The sequence below is a fragment of the Mesorhizobium ciceri WSM4083 genome, assembly GCF_000519305.1.
Lineage (GTDB): Bacteria > Pseudomonadota > Alphaproteobacteria > Rhizobiales > Rhizobiaceae > Mesorhizobium > Mesorhizobium ciceri_B.
The window spans coordinates 137,968-156,384 of sequence record NZ_JAFG01000006.1; the positions used below are offsets into that span (position 1 = coordinate 137,968).

Consider the following 18,417-nt stretch of genomic DNA (forward strand, 5'->3'; position numbering starts at 1 on the left):
TAGTCAATTTCCATTCGCATTCGGAGCGACCATATTCCGGCTGCAGACACCAACACGGACTGCAAACACCAACCAGGAGAACTCAGATGACCAAGATCGCTCTCACCGCCGCCGCCATCCTCATTTCCGTCAGCGCCGCTTTTGCCGGCAGCGACAAGTTTGGGTCGAACGACGCCAGCCAGCCGACTGTCACCAGCACCGACAACACGACCACCGCTTCGATCCACAACCCGGAGGCGGCCGTCCGGCAACCGGTCACGCAAGGCAGCAACCGCGACCTCTTCGGCAGCCGCTGATCTCGATCGCGCTTGTCGCTGATCCCAATCGCGCTTGTCGCTGATCTCGATCGCGCCCGCTGATCCGATCGCGCGTCCAGACCGACCACGCAAATCCAACCAGGAGTGCTTCCAATGACCAAGATCGCAATTCTCGGTGCCAGTGGCCGGCTCGGCCGCGTGGTCGCCAAGGCCTTCATCGACGCGAGCTACGAGGTTCGCGCAGTCACCCGCAACGGCAAGGTGTCGGCCGAACTCAAAGGCGCCACAGCCGTTGCCGGTGACGCGCTCGACCGCGAGGCCCTCATCCGCGCCACGCAAGGTGTCGATATCATCTTCAACGGCCTCAACCCGATCTACACCGACTGGGGCAAGTGCCTGCCGATGGCGCAGAATGTCATGGCTGCCTGCCATGCGAACGGCGCACTGCACCTCTTCCCCGGCACCGTTTACAATTACGGCTCACCGATGCCGGCGGTGATATCGGAAGACACACCCTTCCATCCGAGCACGCAAAAGGGCCGCATCCGCTGCGCCATGGAGGAATTGTTTCACCGCGAGGCCGACGCGCGCCGCGTCCGCACCATCATATTGCGGGCCGGCGATTTCTTCGGCGGCACCGGCAGTGGATCATGGTTCGACCTGATCGTTGCCGCCAAGATCAACAAAGGTATCTACACCGCGCCTGGCCCGGTCGACCTCGTACATGAATGGGCCTATCTGCCTGACTTCGCTGTGGGCTTCGTCGCGCTGGCGCGCAATCTGGACAAGCTCGGCTTCTATGAAGCGCTGAACTTTCCGGGCCACGCGGTTACCGATCTGCAGATCAAGGCCGCTGCCGAGAAGGCTATTGGTCGTCCGCTCAAGATGACTTCGATGCCTTGGTGGGTACTGCGCGCTGGCAGCCCGTTCGTAGCGATGTGGCGCGAGATCGTCTCCATGTCCTACCTGCGCTTCGAGCCGCATCAACTGGCTTCGATGCGGCTGGAAGGCATCGTCGGCGAGATTCCGCACACGCCGTTGGATCAGGGGGTTGCTGAAGCGCTCGGGGATATCGGCATTGCCACCGTGAATGGCCTTGCGAAAGCTGCCTGATTTCCACGATCACGGCCGCCGCCCCTCCGCACACTGAAGAACCTCCCACGAGAGGGAGCCTCAGAGCCGTCCCATCAACAGCAACACCATGAGCACCACCAGCACCACGCCGACAATACCCGACGGCCCATAACCCCAGGAGCGCGAATGCGGCCAGGCCGGCACCGCGCCGATGAGGATAAGGATCAGGACGATGATGACGATGGTGGTGATCGGCATGAGAACCCCGCAGTTCGACGTTTCGCCCAAGAACAATGCAAAAGGCCGCCCGGTTGTTCCGGACGGCCTTTTGCGGTCAAATCGGCATTGGTCTATTCGGCGGCTTTCGGAAAGGCGATACCCGGCTCTGCTCCGGCATCCTGCCCCTGCGCATCGGCTGAGGAAACCTCGCCCTTGCCGCGCCGGAACAGGCGGCTGATCAAGCCGCGCCGTGCGCCCGGCTTGACCTTGGCGCGGGTGAACACGATCAGCATCGACGGCGTCACCACCAGCGTCAGCACCGTGGCGAAGGACAGGCCGAAGACGATCGCCGAGGACAGCGAAATCCACCATTGCGTCGACGGCGCGTTGATCGTCGTCTCGTGATGGAAGATTTCCAGGCCGAGGCCGAAGGCGATCGGCAGCACGCCGAGAATGGCCGACACTGCGGTGAGCACGACCGGGCGGGCGCGTTCGCGGCAGGTCTGCAGCACCGCCTCGACCTTGTCCCAGCCTTCTTCGCGCAGCCGGTCATAGGTGTCGATCAGCACGATGTTGTTGTTCACCACCACGCCGGCCAGAGCGATGACGCCGATGCCCGACATGACGATGCCGAACGTCTCGCCTGTTATCAGCAGCCCGAGGAACACGCCGATCGTCGCCATGACCACGCAGGACAGCACCAGCCAGACGCTGGTGAACTTGTTGAACTGCGCCAAGAGCACCAAGAAGATCAGGAAGATCGCCGCCCCAAAGGCCTTGCTGAGGAAGGCGCTGGCTTCGGCGCTGTCCTCGTTCGAGCCGGCCAGCTTCCAGCGGATGCCGCTGCCGAGATCCATCTCGGCGACGGCCTTGGTGACCTGCTCCTGCACAGCCGCGACCTGGGCGCCGGCGGCGACGTTGGCCTGGACGACCACCGTACGCGCGCCGTCGATGCGGTTGAGGATGCCGACCGTCGGCTCGGGCTTGCGCACGACGAAATTCGAGATCGGCACCGACCCTTGCGAGGTCTGCACCCTGAGTTCGTCGAGCGTCGACAGCGTGCGCCGGTCCTCGGGCAGGCGCAGTCTTATGTCGACGGCGTCGTCGGCCCCGGCAGGCCGGTATTCCGAGAGCTTCAGCCCGTTGGTCACCAGTTGCACCACCGTGCCGACCGAGGTTGGGCTGATGCCGTACTGCGCCGCCTTGGCACGATCGACCTCGAGCGCCCAGTCGACACCGGGCGGCGGCAGGCCGTCGGAAATATCGATGACGCCGGGCACCTTGCCGATGCGCGCCGCAACCTCACGGGCTTTGTCGTCGAGCCCCTTGGGGTCTACGGCCGAAAGCCTGATCTGGATCGGCTTGCCGGTCGGCGGGCCGGCTTCCGGCACGCGCACCTCGACATCGACGCCGGGAATGCCGGCCATGACGCCGCGCAGATCGTCCAGGATGTGGTTCGCCGACTTGCGCTCGCGCCAGTCGATGAATTCGTACTGGATGACGCCGACGACGTCTTCGGGAACGTCCTGGCCGCCGCCTTGCGTCTTGCCGACGCGGGTGTAGACCGACTTCACGCCTGGCCAGCCGAGCAGCCTGTCTTCCGCGATCTTGGTCGCGGTATCCATTTCGGCCAGCGAAAGATTGCCGCGCGCATGCACGTAGAGCAGGCCGTAGTCCGGCTCGACATTCGGGAAGAACTCGACGCCGGCGCCGTATTTCGAATAGGCAAAGCCGACGCCGAACAAGAGCGCGACGGTCAGCACCAGCACGGTGATGGGGAAGCGCACCGCCTGCTTGACGATCGCCATGTACCAGCCGTCGCGATTGTCATCCTCATGATGCGGCGGCGCCTTGGCGAAGATCGCACCCAGCGTCGGCGCGAAGACAAGCGCATAGAGCATCGAGGCCGACAGGGTGACGATCAGCGTGATCGGCATGTACTTCATGAAGTCGCCGATGATGCCCGGCCAGAACAGCAGCGGCGAGAAGGCGGCGATGCGCGTCATCGTCGCGGCGATGACCGGACCGGCCATGCGCTTGGCGGCGAGCGCGAAGGCTTCCTCCTTCGGCATGCCTTCGCTCATCCGCCGTTCGGCGAACTCGGTGACGATGATGGCGTCGTCGACCAGCATGCCGACAGCCAGGATCAGGCTGAACAGCACGATCATGTTGATCGTGTAGCCCATCATCGCCAGCAGCAGGATGCCGATCAGGAAGGACGACGGGATGGCAAGGCCGATGAGCAGCGAGGCACGGCCGGACAGCGCGTAGAGGATGACGATGAACACCAGGATGACGGCGATCATCACATGGTTCTGCAGGTCGCCAAGCAACTGGTTGACGAACACCGACTTGTCCTGCGTGTAGGTGACGTTCATGCCCTCGGGCATCGACTTGACGAACTCGTCCGACACCGTCCGCACCTTGGCGATGGTGTCGATCAGGTTGGAGCCGATGCGCTTCTTGACTTCGATGGCGATGGCCGGCTTGCCGTTGAGACGGGTCACCGTCTCGGCATCCTTGAAGGTCGAGCGGATCGTCGCGATATCCTTGGCCTGCACCACGGCATTTGGGCCGGCGACCACCGGCAGTGCGGCGACGTCCTCCGGCGTTTCGATCAGCGACGGCACCTTGACGGCGTATTTGCCCTCCGAGCCTTCGATGTTGCCGGCGGCGACCAGGCTGTTGGAGTTGCCGACCGCACCAATCAACTGATCGAGCTGCAATCCATAGGAAGACAGCTTCATCGGATCGATGACGACCTCGACGAGATCGTCGCGCGCACCCTGCAGCGAGCCTTCGAGAACACCGGGAACCTCCTCGATACGGTCGCGTAGTTCGCGCGCGGCGGCGGTCAGCACGCGTTCGGGCAGATTTCCCGAAAGCGTGACGACGAGCACGGGAAATTCGGAAATGTTGACTTCGGTAACGACGGGTTCTTCCGCCGCCTGCGGCAGGTCGGCCTTGGCGTCCTGCACTTTGCTGCGCGTGTCCTGCAGCGCGGTGGCCAGATTGGTCTGCGGCTGGAACTCGACCAGCACGTAGCCGCCGCCCTGGAAGGCGGCCGAACGCATCTCCTTGAGGCCCTTCAGGCTTTTCAGCTTGCTTTCCATCGGCCGCAGCAGAAGCCGCTCCGAATCCTCGGGCGAAATGCCCTGGTAGATCAGGCTGACATACATCATCGGAATCGGAACGTCGGGCTCCGCTTCCTTTGGCGTCGCCTGATAGGCGACCCAGCCCGCCAGCAGAAGGAAGACGAGGACCGAAATGGTCAGGCGGGCATTGTTGATTGCGAGTCTGACGATATCCATGGCTAACGCCTGTTCTTGAATTTCCACGAGCTGCGTCGCAGCCGATTGTCCCCGCCCAGGGCTAGTCCGTCGCGACTTGCGCTACGCTACTGGGTGCCGGTCGTCGCCTCGCCGATCAGCTTCTTGATGGTCGCCTGGTCGGCCTCGACCGGGTTGACCAGGTCGCCTTCCCTCACCAGTTCCTGGCCGGCGACGATGATGCGGGCGTCGGCCGGGATGCCGCCGAGGACGAGGCCGGTCGGCGTGTCGTCGACGAGGTCGATGGGGAAGAACGCTACCTTGTTGTCCTTGCCCACGGCACGGATGCCGAGGTCGCCCTTGTCGCCGAGCGTCACAACCGAGCGCGGCAGCAGCACCGCGTCGGTGGGCTGTGCGTTGAGCGAGATTTCCGCCGTCATGCCGGCCGGCACCGAGCCGTCGGCATTGGGGACGGCAACCTCGACGCGGAAGGTGCGGGTCGCCGACGAGGCGTCGCGGCTGATGTAGCGTACGGTGCCTTGGACCGTCTGGCCGCTGACCAGCCGAATGGTGGCCTTGTCGCCGAGCTTGAGATAGCCGAGATCGCGCTCGCTGACTTCGCCGCGGGCAATCACCGGATCGAGCTTGAGGATGGTCGCCACCTCGCCGCCCTGCATGATGGAACTGCCAAGTTCCACCGGCACCCGGTCGATGACGCCGTCGAAAGGCGCCTTCACCTCGTTGCGGTCGAGTTCGGCCTGTGCCGTTTCCAGCAGCGACTGCGCCGAGGTCAGGTTCGAGCGCGCGGTGTCGAGCTGCAGCTTCGGCAAATTGCCTGATTTCATCAGCCGCAAGGCTGCGTCCAACTCGGCCTGGCGCTGCACCACCAACTGCTTGGCGTTGTCGACCATCGAGATCTTTTCTTCCGCCGCAAGCATCAGCACCAGATCCCCCGTCTTGACGTGATCGCCTTGCTTGACAGGCAGCTTGTCGATGACGCCGGCGACACGCGTCGCCAGCACCGCCCGCTTGTCGGCTTCGGTCAATCCTGAAATGCGGATGGCGCGCGCATAGGTCTTGCGTGGCGGCGTCACCACCGCGACGGTGCGCAGCGGTGCCTTCGGCTCGGCTTCCGCCGTCTTCGGCTTGCTCGCGTCCGGCGCCTTGGCCTGTTCGGCTTCGGCTGCCTTGGCTTTGTTGGCGGCTACGCTGCCGACCGACGAAAACTCGCCTGTCGCCATCCACGCCGCGAAACCAATGAGCACAACAACGGCTGCAAGCTTGTGAAACCTGATTCTCATCGTCGTTTTTTCCACTGCGGGTTCGGCCAGCGTCCTCATAACGCGGGCGCGTCGCCGATATGGGTGCGCGCCGGGCCGTGTTCAATTTGCCGTGATCGGCGAAGCGCGCTTCTACATCAAAGCCGCACCGCAATATAGTCCGAAAGTTGCAAGATCATTGCGCCACCGGGCAAGATGCGCCCGCCGCAGCCCAGTTTTCGATCGCTTGATAGGTCGCTTCGGCAGAGCCCGGAGCCGGTTCACGACCGGACCCCGGCGCCCAGCCCCAGGCGACCAATCTGTCGTCGCGAACATGCAGCGCGATATCCTTCAAGCTACGGTTACCATTGCGCAGGGGATCCTTGATCTGGGCGCAGATTTCGGCCGAGGATCTGCCGAACCAGGCCATCTCGGCCGGCGCCAGATGCCAGTTCTCGGCCCCGGGCGGACCGTGCAATGCATTGGAATTGCTGGAAAAATGGCAAGTCGTGCAACGCAGGCCCGGATTGCCGAAGCCCGACCCGTCAGCACCGCGCTGGACATTGAAGGCGTGAACGCGCGTACCGCCGTAGTGCGCACCCGACCATCGCGGCCTGTCGTCCGCGACATGACAGTCGGCGCAGCGCGGATGCGAGAACACCGCATAGACCTTGTCCCATTCGGACAGGCCTTTCACCGCGTCGACTGCCGCAGGCGCCGGCGTCTGGCTCTCTTGCGCGATCGCAAACGGCGCTGCGAGCACGAGCATGGCAGCAGGCGTCAGCATGATGAGGAGCCTCCTCATGCGAAGGCCACCGTTTTCGACAGCGGCAGCGTGCGGATGCGTTTTCCGGTGAGCGCGAAGATGGCGTTGGCGAGCGCCGGCGCCGCCGGCGGCGTGCCGATCTCGCCGACGCCGCCCATCTTGTGGAAATTCTCCAGAATGGCCACTTCGAAGACCGGGCACTGAAAGATCCGCATGGCATCGAAATCGTGGAAGTTCGACTGTTCGACCATGCCGTCGGCGAAGGTGATTTCCTGGCCCATCGCCGCCGAAAGACCATAGATGGCGGCCGAGATCAGCTGCGCCTCGATGATGCCGGGATCGAGCGCGGTGCCGACATCGGCGGCGATCCACACCTTCTCGATGCGGATGCCGGCCGGTGTGTCCGCCACCTGGACGATCTCGCCGACCCAGCTGCCGAAGGACAGCGTAAAGGCGATACCCCTGGCCTTGCCGGCGGGCAGCGCCTCGCCCCATTTCGCCATCGCGGCGACTTTCTCCACCACCTTCACCGCCGAGGGATAGGCGGCCATCAGTCTCTTGCGCATCTCGACCGGATCGATCTTTCCGGCAATGGCGATCTCGTCCATGAAACCCTCATGGAAGAAGCCGTTGACCGAACTGCCGACCGAGCGCCAGGAACCGACGGGGATGGAGACCGGCGCCGCGACACCGCTGACCCGGTAATTCGGGATGGTGTAGGGTTGGTCATAGGCGCCGTCGACAATGGTCTTGTCGGGACCGAGCGGCGATATCGAGGGAAACAGCCGGCGCAACGTGCCGGCGATCACCGATGGCGAGGCCATCTTCATGTCGACAGCCACCGGCATGCCGTCGTCGCCGAGCCGCGCCTGGAACTTGCCTATTGCGGCCGGTCGGTAGGCGTCGTGCCGCATGTCTTCTTCACGCGTCCAGGTCACCTTGACCGGACGCCCGCCCGTCTCCTTCGCCATCAGCGCGGCGCACAGCGCGTAATCAACCTCGACGCGTCGGCCGAAGCCGCCACCCATGAAGGTGGTATGCACGGTGATCTTGTCCTGCTCGATGCCGACCGCATTGGCGCAGAGCTGCCGCACCAGGGTCGGTGCCTGGTTGCCGCACCAGATGTCGAGCGCGCCGTCCTTGAGCTGCGCCGTGGCGTTCATCGGCTCCATCGTCGCATGCGCCAGATAAGGCACCGCATAGTCGGCCTCGACGATCCTTTCGCGCGGCGCATCGGCAAAAGCGGTGTCGACATCGCCATTGTCGCGCATCACCGACCCCTTGGTGGCAAGCGCCTGCTTCAGCGCATCTGAAATGGCGGCGCTGCTGAGCGGGTATTCGGGATCGGACCACTGGGCGTCGATCGCCTCGGCGGCCTTGAACGCCGCCCATGTGTTGTCAGCGATGATGCCGAAGCCGTGGCCGTAATTCGTCTCGAGCGGTACGATCTTGATCACGCCAGGCATTTTCTCGGCCTTGGTGAGGTTGGCCTTGACCGGCCTCGACCAGAAGCGCGGGCTCATTTTGACCGTGCCGTAGAGCATGTCCGGCAGCCGGACATCGATGCCGAAGATCGGCGCCCCGGTGACCTTGGCCAGCATGTCGATGCGCTTTTGCGGCCTTCCCAGCAGTTTCCAGTCGGCCCGGTCCTTGAGTTTGACTTCGGCCGGCGGCGCCATCGCGGCAGCGGCCGCGGCGACCGCGCCATAGGTCAGCGACTTGCCCGACGCCTTGTGCAGAATCGAACCGTCAGCCGTTTCCAGATCGGCGGCGGCGACACCCAGTTTTTGCGCCGCAGCCGCGATCAGCATCTGCCGGGCGGCAGCACCCGCTTGCCGCATCTTGTCAAAACCGTCGCGTGTCGAAGCCGAACCACCGGTGCCCTGCAGTGCAAGGAACTTGCCGACCACGCCGAGACCCGAGCGCACCGCTTGCGCCGTCATGCTCTCGTCGAAGAAGGCGAACGGACCGCCCTCTTGAAGGATCGCGGCGTTGTAATAGGCATGGGAGGCCGGCCCATGCTCGACCTTGACCCGGTCGAGGCCGACATCGAGCTCTTCGGCGACCATGGCGGCAAGCGTCGTCGAAATGCCTTGCCCCATCTCGGCGCGCGGCGCGACGATGGTGATGGTGTTGTCGGCGCCGATCTTCACATAGGGGTTGAACGTCGCCTCGCCCTTGCCGAGTTCGGCCTCGAGCGGGTTCGGAAAGGGCTTGCGATAGTAGTAATAGCCGACTGCAACGCCGCCCGCGACAGCGGCAGCGCCAATCAGAAACGTGCGGCGGGCGATCTTTCCGACACTGGCCATGGTCAGAGCCCCGCCGTCTTGAGCGCCGCGGCCTTCTTGATGGCCGAGCGGATCCTGGGATAGGTGCCGCAGCGGCAGAGATTGCCGCCCATGGCGTTGTCGATGTCGGCATCGCTCGGGTCGGCGACCTCGTCGAGCAGCGCCACCGCGCTCATGATTTGGCCGGCCTGGCAGTAGCCGCATTGCGCGACCTGTTCCTCCAGCCATGCCTGCTGCACCGGATGCAGTTTGCCCGCCGCGCCGATGCCTTCGATGGTGGTGACGGCGCCGCTGACCTGGCCAACGGGGAGCGAGCAGGAACGCACTGGCTGACCGTCGACATGCACCGTGCAGGCGCCGCAGGCGGCGATGCCGCAGCCGAATTTTGGCCCTGTCTTGCCAATGAGATCGCGAAGCGCCCACAGCAGCGGCATGTCCGGATCGGCGTCGATATCGAATGACTGACCGTCGACGGTGAGGCGCATGGGAATCCCCTTTGTTGCCCGAGGTGAATTGGCCAACTGGTCATTTACCTCGAACAGATTGACAAATTACGTCATTTTGTCAATAACGATTTTGCAGGATAGAATTGCTTCATGAATCGCATCGAAGACATCGCCGCCACAGACCCCAAACGCGTCCGTATCCTGGATGGCGCGATGAAGGTGTTTTTGGCCTATGGCTTCTCGCGCACCACCATGGACGATATCGCCCGTGCCGCAGACATGTCGCGCCCGGCGCTCTATCTCCTGTTCAAGAACAAGACCGACATTTTCCGCGCCATTGCCATGATGATCCTGTCGCGCTCGGTCGAGGCGGCAAAGGCTGCCCTGGCCGGCGACGGCCCTTTCACCGAGCGCATGGTGCGAGCCATCGATGAGGCATTTATCTCGATGATGAGCGCGGTCGTTGCCTCGCCGCACGGCGCCGAATTGCTGGACATGAAATCGAGCCTTGGCGATCTGGTGGGCTGCTGGCGCGGCGGGCTTGGCCAACATATCGCCGCCGCGATCGAAGGCGAAGCAGCCAGGAACGGCGTTGACCTGGCGGCCAGGAGCCTGTCGGCGCAACTGCTTGCCGACATGCTGCTCGATGGACTGGAGGGCATGAAGGCGCGGATCAGAGATCCGGAGGGGCAGCGGCAGGCGGCCGCTGCCCTGATCAGGGTGATCGACCTGACCTTGAAAGCTCGATGAAACCAGTTGTGCCGGGGTTCAGCTCAGGCCCGACGGCGAACCACCTCGGGGTTCTTGCGCACCGTGAGGAATTCCTTGACCCGCCGGCCAGGTGCCGGGCCACGCACCGGCTTGAAGCCGTCGTCGAGTTCGCCTGAGAGATCGAGCGTCGGTCGCTTGCCGACGGCGTCGTAATTCTCTTCCAGCCAGTCGCTGGCGGCGGTGCGGCCGAGATCACGCAGGTAGGTCAGGAACGCCCATTCGGCGTTGACCTTCGAGGACGCCGACAGGTCCTTGAATGCCTCGTCGGCATCGATGCGGTGCATGCGGATGTCGCGGTACTCGCCATGCGGCAGACGGCCGGCGGCGATCAGTTCCTTGACGAAGGCGATCGAGCGGAATTCGCGCAGCAGCCCGGCGTTGAAGGTGATCTCGTCGATGCGGTTCTGGATCTCGTTGGCGCTCCTCGGCGTTCCCTCCCGCACCACCGGGTTGATCTGCACCAGAAGCACGTCCTCGGTCGCCGCCGTCTTGAAGAACGGATAAAGCGCGGGATTACCGCCATAGCCGCCGTCCCAATAGGGCACGCCCTTGATCTCGACGGCGCGGAACAATTGCGGCAGGCAGGCCGAAGCCATCACCACGTCGAGGTCGATCTCGCCGTCGGAAAAGACGCGCAACTGTCCGGTCTCGACATTGGTCGCCGAGATGAACAGTTCCATCGACTTGCAGGCGCGGACATTGTCGAAATCGATCTCCTGCTGAACCACGTCGCGCAGCGGGTTGAGGCCGAGCGGATTGGCGACATAGGGCGAGAACACCCGCGACATGGTGTCGAAGAAAACGTAGCCCGGTGTGTTCTCGATCGACCAGTTGCCCCAGGCGACATCCCACGGCATGCGCTGCACCGGGCTGAACCGGCCCTTGGCCGCCACCGCACGCCAAAAATCGTCGAGTTTCTGCCGCGCGCCTTCGACACCGCCGCGCACATATCCGTCGGCCAGCGCCACCGCGTTCATGGCGCCGGCACTGGTGCCGGACACTGCTGATATCTCCAGCCGTCCGTCCTCCAGCAGCCGGTCGAGCACACCCCAGGAAAAGGCCCCGTGCGAGCCGCCGCCCTGGAGCGCTACGTTGATCTTCTTCGTCTCCTCCGCCTTGCCGTTTTTGGTCATGGCGTCGTCCTTGATCTGTCCCTTTGGGTGGATAAGAGAGTTTTGCGCCTCACGCGGCGGTCCAGCCGCCGTCGACCGAGAGATGCGTGCCGTTGACCTGCGCTGCCGCGTCCGAGCACAGGAACACCGCCGCTGCCGCGATCTGCTCCACCGTGACGAATTCCTTGGTCGGCTGCTTGTCCAGCATGACGTCGCGGATGACGGTCTCGCGATCCATGTTGTGGGCTTTCATCTGGTCGGGAATCTGCGCCTCGACCAGCGGCGTCAGCACATAGCCGGGGCAGATGGCGTTGCAGGTGATCTTTTCGCGCGCCAGTTCGAGCGCAACGGTCTTGGTCAATCCCATGATGCCGTGCTTGGCCGAGACATAGGCCGATTTGAACGGCGACGCGACCAGGCCGTGTGCCGAGGCGATATTGACGATCCGGCCGCCGCCGGCCTCTCTCATCAGCGGGATCGCTGCCGCGATGGTGTGGAACGCCGACGACAGGTTGATGGCGATGATGGCATCCCATTTCTCGATCGGGAACTCTTCCACCGGCGCGACATGCTGGATGCCGGCATTGTTGACCAGGATATCGACCGAGCCGAATGTCTCGGCCGCCTTGGCGATCAGCGCCCGGCATTCGGCCGGTTTCGACATGTCGGCCTTGATGTAGGCGGTCTTCACCTTGTGCTGTCTGGCGATCGCGTCAGTGATGGCGCGGTCGGCTTCCGTGTCGGAGAAGGAGTTGACGACGACATTGTGGCCTTCAGCCGCCAACGCCTGGGCGATGGCCAGGCCAATGCCCGATGTGGAGCCGGTGACGACTGCGGTTTTTCTGGCGGCCAAGGGCGGAATCCTCTGGTTACGGCAAGAGCGAGCATATGTTGCAGTGCAGCATATATGCTCAATGCGACGCAATAACAGCGGCCAGAATTTTCGGGGAGATGAAATTTTCGTCATGAGCGGCCGCACGGCCGCTCACCAGAAGGACATTGATCGGATCGCCCGTCGCTCGCCAGGCGCCAAAAGACCTCAGGCAACCAGGTCCGGCACCGGCCCGACATAACGCGACTGCGGCCGGATCAGCCGCCCGGTCGTCTGCTGTTCACGCGCATGCGCGATCCAGCCGGCCACGCGCCCGGCGGCAAAGACATTGCTGAAAGCTATTGGCGGAAAACCCGCCGCTTCCAGCAGCAGCGCGGTGTAGAACTCGACATTGGTCTGCAGCGAGCGCGACGGCTTGGCGATCCGCAGCACGTCGAGCGCTACCTGTTCCACTGTCTCCGCGAATGCCAGCCGGCGGCCGGTTTCGCCCTCGCCGCCGAGTTGCCGCACGACGGCCTTCAGCACATCGGCGCGCGGATCACGCACACGGTAGATGCGGTGCCCGAAGCCCATGATGCGCCTGCCGTGCGCGATCTCGTCGCGAAGCCAGCCGGCGGCATCGCCATGCGCCTGGATCGCATCCAGCATCTCGATCACCGGACCGGGCGCCCCGCCATGCAGCGGCCCCTTGAGCGCGCCGAGCCCGGCCAGCACGGAGGATGTCAGGCCGGCCTGCGTCGAGGCCACCACGCGAGTCGCAAAGGTCGATGCATTGAGACCATGGTCGCAGACGGTCACGAGATAGGTGTCGAGCGCCTTCGCCAGTGCTGGGGAGGCGGCGTTGCCGCTCAGCATCTTCAATATGTCGGCGGCATGATCGGCGCGGCTGTCCGGCGCGATCGGCTGCTCGCCGCGCTGCAGGCGCAGCAGCGCCGGCGTCAGCACGGCGGGCGCCGCGATCAGCAGCAAGGCATCGGTCAAGGTGTCGCCGTCCGGCAGCAGCGCCATGCCGGCGCGCATGGCGCTGTAGACATCGAGCGGTGCCAACAAGGGCAGCGTGGGCAAGAGCCGTTCGAACACGTCCGCACGCGCCTGGCCCAGCGCCCGCGTCAGTTGCGCATCATCGGGAAGGTCGTCGAAGAAGCCATCGAGCAGCAGCCCAACCACCTGGGCATAGTTCCAGCGGCCGGCCAACTCCGGCAGCGAATGACCCCGGATCGTCAGACGGCCGCCAAGACCATCCACGTCCGACAGTATTGTTTCCGCCGCCACCACGTCATCGAGCCCATTCGCCATAGCCTTGTCTCCTTGAAGCATTTCCGGATCGGAGATAGAGATGGGCAACGTTTCCATCAATCTTGATCAATAGAATCAACATCAGGGCTCGATATGTCCGAATGGTTGTCCCGGGAAGAGGCGCTGGAGAGGCTCAAGGTGCGGGCGCAGACGCTGTACGCCTATGTCAGCCGTGGGCGCATCGGCATGCGGCCCGACCGCGCCGATCCGCGCCGCAGCCAGTACCGCGCCGACGATGTCGCCGCACTGGCGACCCGCCGGGCGCGCGGCCGCAGCCCGTCAGTCATCGCCGAAAGCGCCATCGCCTGGGGTGAGCCCTCGATCGCAACGGCGATTTCGACGGTCTCGCACGGTCGGCTTATCTATCGCGGGCAGGACGCCGCAGTGCTCTCCGGGCACGCCACACTGGAAGAAGCCGCCGCCGTGCTCTGGGCTCTGCCGGAACCGGTGGCTTTCGAAGCACCGTCGCCGGATGCGCCCTATCAGGCTGGCCGGGCTGCGGCCTTTGCGCAACTTGCCGTGCTTGCCGGCCAGGGACGCCCATCGCTTGGGCGCAGCGCCGCCTCGCTGCATGCCGACGCCGCGCACGCGGTCGGCGTGCTGGCCGGCGCGCTGGGCGCACCGGCAGGATCAAATCCCATCCATCAGCGGCTTGCGCAGGACTGGTCGGTGGATGCCGGCGGCGCAGATGCGATCCGCCGCGCGCTTGTCCTGCTTGCCGATCATGAACTGAATGCGTCGACCTTCGCCGCGCGCGTCGCGGCCTCGACCGGCGCGCCGCTGGCCGCTTGCCTGCTGGCAGGGCTCGCGACACTGTCAGGCCCTCGCCATGGCGGCGCCGGCGAGGCGGTGATGCAACTGGCGGAGGATGCGGCGCGGCATGGCGCCGATGCGACGATCCGGCGCTGGCTCAGCCATGACCGGCCGCTGCCGGGGTTCGGTCATCAGCTCTATCCTGACGGCGATCCCCGAGGGGCAGCGCTTCTGTCGGTGATCGAGGTTGACGGCACACTGTCGTCGTTGCGCGACGCTGCCTTCGCGGCGACCGGCGCGCTTCCCAACATCGACTTTGGGCTGGCCGCGCTGACGCGCAGCCTTGGCTTGCCGCGCGACGCACCGTTTCGCCTGTTTGCGCTCGCACGCAGCGTCGGCTGGGCCGAGCACACGGTCGAACAGATAACAAGCGGAAGTAACATCAGGCCGCGCGGCCGCTATGAAGGCGCGCTGGTGTAAGATCGCAAGAGCAATAAGCTCACGACATCGTGTCGAGCTTGCGCTGCATGGCCGCGATCTGGTCCTTCAGTTCCTGAAGATCGTCGGGTTTTTCTGACGTTTCCTTCCTGGCCGGCTCGGGCGACGGCGCGGCGGCTGGCGCGGTGCCGGCGGGCGGGAACGGCGTGAACAGCCGCATCGCATTCTGGAACATTTCCATGTTGCGGCGTGTCTGTTCCTCCAGCGCCTTGATCGGCGTGGTGATCTTCATCATATCGAGCGGCGACTTGCCGATCGCCCCCTTCATCTGCTCGCGAAAGCGTTCCTGCTCCTTGGAAAAGGCAAGCATCGACTGTTCGAGGAAGCTCGGCACGATCATCTGCATCTGGTCGCCGTAATAAGCGATGAGCTGGCGCAGGAACGGGATTGGCAGCATGTTCTGCCCGTCCTTGTTCTCCAGTTCGAAGATGATCTGGGTCAGCACCGGATGCGTGATGTCGTCGCCGGTCTTGGCGTCCTGGACGGTGAACTCCTCGCCCTTCTTGACCATCTCGGCGAGGTCCTCGAGCGTCACATAGGTGCTGGTGCCGGTGTTGTAGAGGCGGCGATTGGCGTATTTCTTGATGATGATCGGATCGTCTTTAGCGGCCATCTACATCCTCCCGGGGACACCGGCGCGCCTCTGAGCAAGCCGCCGATAACGATTGTGCCTTTTTTTTGAGGATATGCGCAAAAGCTTCACAATTCCAAGCAGTTTGTGCAGTGCGGGATCACTAAATGCTGCATAGCAGGCAAAATATGCTGCGCAGCAATGGACGAATGGCCGCCATGGCAAGGCACGGCCTGCTTGCGGCGCATGGGCCCCATGCCCATTTCCGGTTTGACTTGGGGTTGGGAAAGGGCAAGAAAAGTCCCCAACGACAGAACAACACCCTTGAAGTCTGGAGAAGAAAATGTCCGCTTCCATCGTCATTGCCAGTGCGGCGCGCACACCGGTCGGCTCCTTCAACGGCGCCTTCGCCGCCACCCCGGCGCATGAACTCGGCGCCGTCGTCATCAGGGAATTGCTGTCGCGTGCCGGTGTCGAACCAGGCGAGGTCGATGAGGTCATCCTCGGCCAGGTGCTGACCGCCGCGCAAGGCCAGAACCCGGCCCGCCAGGCATCGATCAATGCCGGCCTGCCCAAGGAAACCACCGCCTGGGGCCTCAATCAGGTTTGCGGCTCGGGCCTGCGCGCCATTGCGCTCGGTATGCAGCAGATCGCCACCGGCGACGCCAAGGTGATCATCGCCGGCGGCCAGGAATCGATGTCGCTTTCGACGCATGCCCAGCACCTGCGCGCCGGCGTCAAGATGGGCGACTTCAAGCTGATCGACACCATGATCAAGGATGGGCTGTGGGATGCCTTCAACGGCTATCACATGGGCAACACCGCCGAAAACGTCGCGCGTCAGTTCCAGATTACCCGCGAAGACCAGGACCAGTTCGCGCTCGCCTCGCAGAACAAGGCCGAGGCCGCGCAGAAGGCCGGCAAGTTCAAGGACGAGATCGTCGCCGTCACCATCAAGGGCAAGAAGGGCGACACCATTGTCGACCAGGACGAATATATCCGCCACGGCGCCACGATCGACGCCATGACAAAGCTGAAACCGGCTTTCGATAAGGACGGCACGGTGACCGCCGCCAATGCATCCGGCATCAATGACGGCGCCGCCGGCGCGCTGCTGATGAGCGAAGCGGAAGCTGTGAGACGCGGCATCACCCCGCTGGCGCGCATCGTGTCCTGGGCGACCGCCGGCGTCGATCCGCAGATCATGGGCACCGGGCCTATTCCCGCCTCGCGCAAGGCCATGGAAAAGGCCGGCTGGTCGGTCGGCGATCTCGACCTGGTCGAGGCCAACGAAGCCTTCGCCGCGCAGGCCTGTGCCGTCAACAAGGACATGGGCTGGGATCCCTCGATCGTCAACGTCAATGGCGGCGCCATCGCCATCGGCCATCCGATCGGTGCGTCCGGCGCCCGCGTCTTCAACACGCTGGTCTTCGAAATGCGCCGGCGCGGCGCCAAGAAAGGCCTCGCCACCCTATGCATCGGCGGCGGCATGGGCGTCGCCATGTGCATCGAAGCACTCTGAAAAAGAAGTGAGTAGCGAATAGGGAGCAGCCAATAGGGAAGAATTGCGTCAGCGCGACGGGACGTAGATCCCTACTCGCTATTCGCTACTCCCTATTCGCTCTCCCGACCAAAGGGAGGGAACACGCATGACCAAGGTAGCAATCGTCACAGGCGGATCGCGCGGCATCGGCGCGGCGATCTCGATCGCATTGAAGACCGTCGGCTATTCGGTTGCGGCGAACTATGCCGGCAATGACGCCGCAGCGGCGAAATTCAAGGCCGAGACCGGCATTCCCGTCTACAAATGGTCGGTCGCCGACTATGATGCCTGCGCCGCCGGCATCCGCCAAGTCGAGGCCGATCTCGGCCCGGTCTCGGTGCTGGTCAACAATGCCGGCATCACCCGGGACGCCATGTTCCACAAGATCACGCGCGAGCAGTGGAAAGAGGTCATCGACACCAACCTGTCCGGCGTCTTCAACATGACGCATCCGCTGTGGAGCGGCATGCGCGACCGCAAGTTCGGCCGCGTCATCACCATCTCCTCGATCAACGGCCAGAAGGGCCAGGCCGGCCAGGTCAACTATTCCGCCGCCAAGGCCGGCGATATCGGTTTCAGCAAGGCTCTCGCTCAAGAGGGGGCTCGCGCCGGCATCACAGTCAACGTCATCTGTCCCGGCTACATCGCCACCGAGATGGTCAAGGCGATCGACGAGAAGGTGCTCAACGAGCGCATCATTCCGCAGATCCCTGTTGGCCGCCTCGGTGAGCCCGAAGAAATCGCGCGCTGCGTCGTCTTCCTCGCATCCGAAGATGCCGGCTTCATCACCGGTTCGACCATCACCGCCAATGGCGGCCAGTATTTCGCCTGACGACACGGCGGTGTAGGCGGAGAGATCGACGGGCCGGCACACCGGCCCGTTTTTCGTTGGCGGCATGGTCCCTTCGAAGGGACCGCAACGGCTGCTGACCCAATCCGGCACGCAGAGGTTAACAGCCGCCGGCCGCCCTGTGCAAAACCTGCTCCCAAGCCTGTGTATTCTCGGTGGATAAGCTGTTCACAACACAAGATATCGGGGTGAACAAAACGGGAAAATTCCGCCATCGCTGATTCGTCGCCGTTTCGTTCCGGCTTTGAGCTGAACGTTAACGACGACAGCCGGAATCGCCCGCCAATTGCTTAACGCAAATTAAGAAAGATCAACAATTTCATAATCTTGGTCGAGGCACGCCAAGGCACAGTGAACGTTTATCGGCAAAGGTTAACGGCAATGCCCTCTCAGCATGAAACGGGCCAGTTCAACGATTCAGCATGTGGTGCGTGTCGCGGCCACGAAATCCACATGTAGCCGTGAACAAAAGCTGAATCTGCGGGAGTCACTGATTCGTCGCCGATTCGTTCCAGACTCGTTCTATCCGTTAATCCGCAGCCGATTGAAAGCTTGACAAAATCACCTTCTGGCCGCCGGCGGAACATTCCGCTTTCGCTTCGCGTCCGAAATC

General features: G+C 63.7%; 16 protein-coding genes. 6 read left to right on the top strand and 10 right to left on the bottom strand.

Annotated features, from left to right (window positions below):
• The first annotated feature begins 86 nt into the window (after positions 1-86).
• The gene (locus tag MESCI2_RS0114080) at positions 87-296 is read left to right on the top strand and encodes a DUF680 domain-containing protein (RefSeq protein WP_027037145.1); all 210 of its coding nucleotides are present in this window, start codon (positions 87-89) and stop codon (positions 294-296) included.
• A 114-nt stretch (positions 297-410) separates the two neighbouring features.
• Positions 411-1,370, top strand: coding sequence for an SDR family oxidoreductase (locus MESCI2_RS0114085; RefSeq protein WP_027037146.1), 960 nt, complete (start codon positions 411-413; stop codon positions 1,368-1,370).
• 60 nt (positions 1,371-1,430) lie between these two features.
• Here MESCI2_RS0114085 and MESCI2_RS1000000136825 read toward each other — a convergent pair whose 3' ends face one another.
• The 6 genes from MESCI2_RS1000000136825 to MESCI2_RS0114115 form a co-directional block, all read right to left on the bottom strand.
• Complete coding sequence (locus MESCI2_RS1000000136825; RefSeq protein ID WP_032900802.1) at positions 1,431-1,589, bottom strand: DUF3309 family protein; 159 nt, start codon at positions 1,587-1,589, stop codon at positions 1,431-1,433.
• Between the two features lie 92 nt (positions 1,590-1,681).
• Positions 1,682-4,861: an efflux RND transporter permease subunit gene (locus MESCI2_RS0114095; RefSeq protein WP_027037147.1), complete on the bottom strand. Its 3,180-nt coding sequence runs from the start codon at positions 4,859-4,861 to the stop codon at positions 1,682-1,684.
• 86 nt (positions 4,862-4,947) lie between these two features.
• Entirely contained in the window at positions 4,948-6,120 is a 1,173-nt protein-coding gene (locus MESCI2_RS0114100; protein ID WP_081738762.1) for an efflux RND transporter periplasmic adaptor subunit, read from the bottom strand.
• Between the two features lie 154 nt (positions 6,121-6,274).
• The gene (locus tag MESCI2_RS0114105; RefSeq protein WP_245270333.1) at positions 6,275-6,865 is read right to left on the bottom strand and encodes a hypothetical protein; all 591 of its coding nucleotides are present in this window, start codon (positions 6,863-6,865) and stop codon (positions 6,275-6,277) included.
• 14 nt (positions 6,866-6,879) lie between these two features.
• A complete protein-coding gene (locus MESCI2_RS0114110) occupies positions 6,880-9,153 on the bottom strand; it encodes a xanthine dehydrogenase family protein molybdopterin-binding subunit (RefSeq protein WP_027037150.1) in 2,274 nt (757 codons plus the stop codon).
• Between the two features lie 2 nt (positions 9,154-9,155).
• Entirely contained in the window at positions 9,156-9,617 is a 462-nt protein-coding gene (locus MESCI2_RS0114115; RefSeq protein WP_027037151.1) for a (2Fe-2S)-binding protein, read from the bottom strand.
• A gap of 111 nt (positions 9,618-9,728) precedes the next feature.
• On the opposite strand from MESCI2_RS0114115, the gene MESCI2_RS0114120 reads away from it, so the two are divergent.
• Complete coding sequence (locus MESCI2_RS0114120) at positions 9,729-10,328, top strand: TetR/AcrR family transcriptional regulator (RefSeq protein ID WP_027037152.1); 600 nt, start codon at positions 9,729-9,731, stop codon at positions 10,326-10,328.
• 23 nt (positions 10,329-10,351) lie between these two features.
• Here the strand turns inward: MESCI2_RS0114120 and MESCI2_RS0114125 are convergent, their stop codons facing one another.
• The 3 genes from MESCI2_RS0114125 to MESCI2_RS0114135 all read right to left on the bottom strand — a co-directional run bounded on the left by MESCI2_RS0114125 (position 10,352) and on the right by MESCI2_RS0114135 (position 13,589).
• Entirely contained in the window at positions 10,352-11,482 is a 1,131-nt protein-coding gene (locus MESCI2_RS0114125; protein ID WP_027037153.1) for a patatin-like phospholipase family protein, read from the bottom strand.
• A gap of 49 nt (positions 11,483-11,531) precedes the next feature.
• A complete protein-coding gene (locus MESCI2_RS0114130) occupies positions 11,532-12,314 on the bottom strand; it encodes a 3-hydroxybutyrate dehydrogenase (RefSeq protein WP_027037154.1) in 783 nt (260 codons plus the stop codon).
• 186 nt (positions 12,315-12,500) lie between these two features.
• Positions 12,501-13,589 (bottom strand): citrate synthase/methylcitrate synthase, encoded by a 1,089-nt coding sequence (locus tag MESCI2_RS0114135; protein WP_027037155.1) that lies wholly within the window; start codon positions 13,587-13,589, stop codon positions 12,501-12,503.
• A gap of 93 nt (positions 13,590-13,682) precedes the next feature.
• Here MESCI2_RS0114135 and MESCI2_RS0114140 point away from each other — a divergent pair, with 93 nt between their 5' ends.
• The gene (locus MESCI2_RS0114140; protein ID WP_027037156.1) at positions 13,683-14,822 is read left to right on the top strand and encodes a citrate synthase; all 1,140 of its coding nucleotides are present in this window, start codon (positions 13,683-13,685) and stop codon (positions 14,820-14,822) included.
• 19 nt (positions 14,823-14,841) lie between these two features.
• Here MESCI2_RS0114140 and phaR read toward each other — a convergent pair whose 3' ends face one another.
• Positions 14,842-15,453, bottom strand: a complete 612-nt coding sequence (gene phaR / locus MESCI2_RS0114145; protein ID WP_027037157.1) for a polyhydroxyalkanoate synthesis repressor PhaR — start codon at positions 15,451-15,453, stop codon at positions 14,842-14,844.
• 301 nt (positions 15,454-15,754) lie between these two features.
• Here phaR and MESCI2_RS0114150 point away from each other — a divergent pair, with 301 nt between their 5' ends.
• Both MESCI2_RS0114150 and phbB read left to right on the top strand, forming a co-directional pair.
• The gene (locus MESCI2_RS0114150) at positions 15,755-16,933 is read left to right on the top strand and encodes an acetyl-CoA C-acetyltransferase (RefSeq protein WP_027037158.1); all 1,179 of its coding nucleotides are present in this window, start codon (positions 15,755-15,757) and stop codon (positions 16,931-16,933) included.
• Positions 16,934-17,060: 127 nt separating this feature from the next.
• Positions 17,061-17,786 (top strand): acetoacetyl-CoA reductase, encoded by a 726-nt coding sequence (gene phbB / locus MESCI2_RS0114155; RefSeq protein WP_027037159.1) that lies wholly within the window; start codon positions 17,061-17,063, stop codon positions 17,784-17,786.
• Positions 17,787-18,417 lie beyond the last annotated feature (631 nt).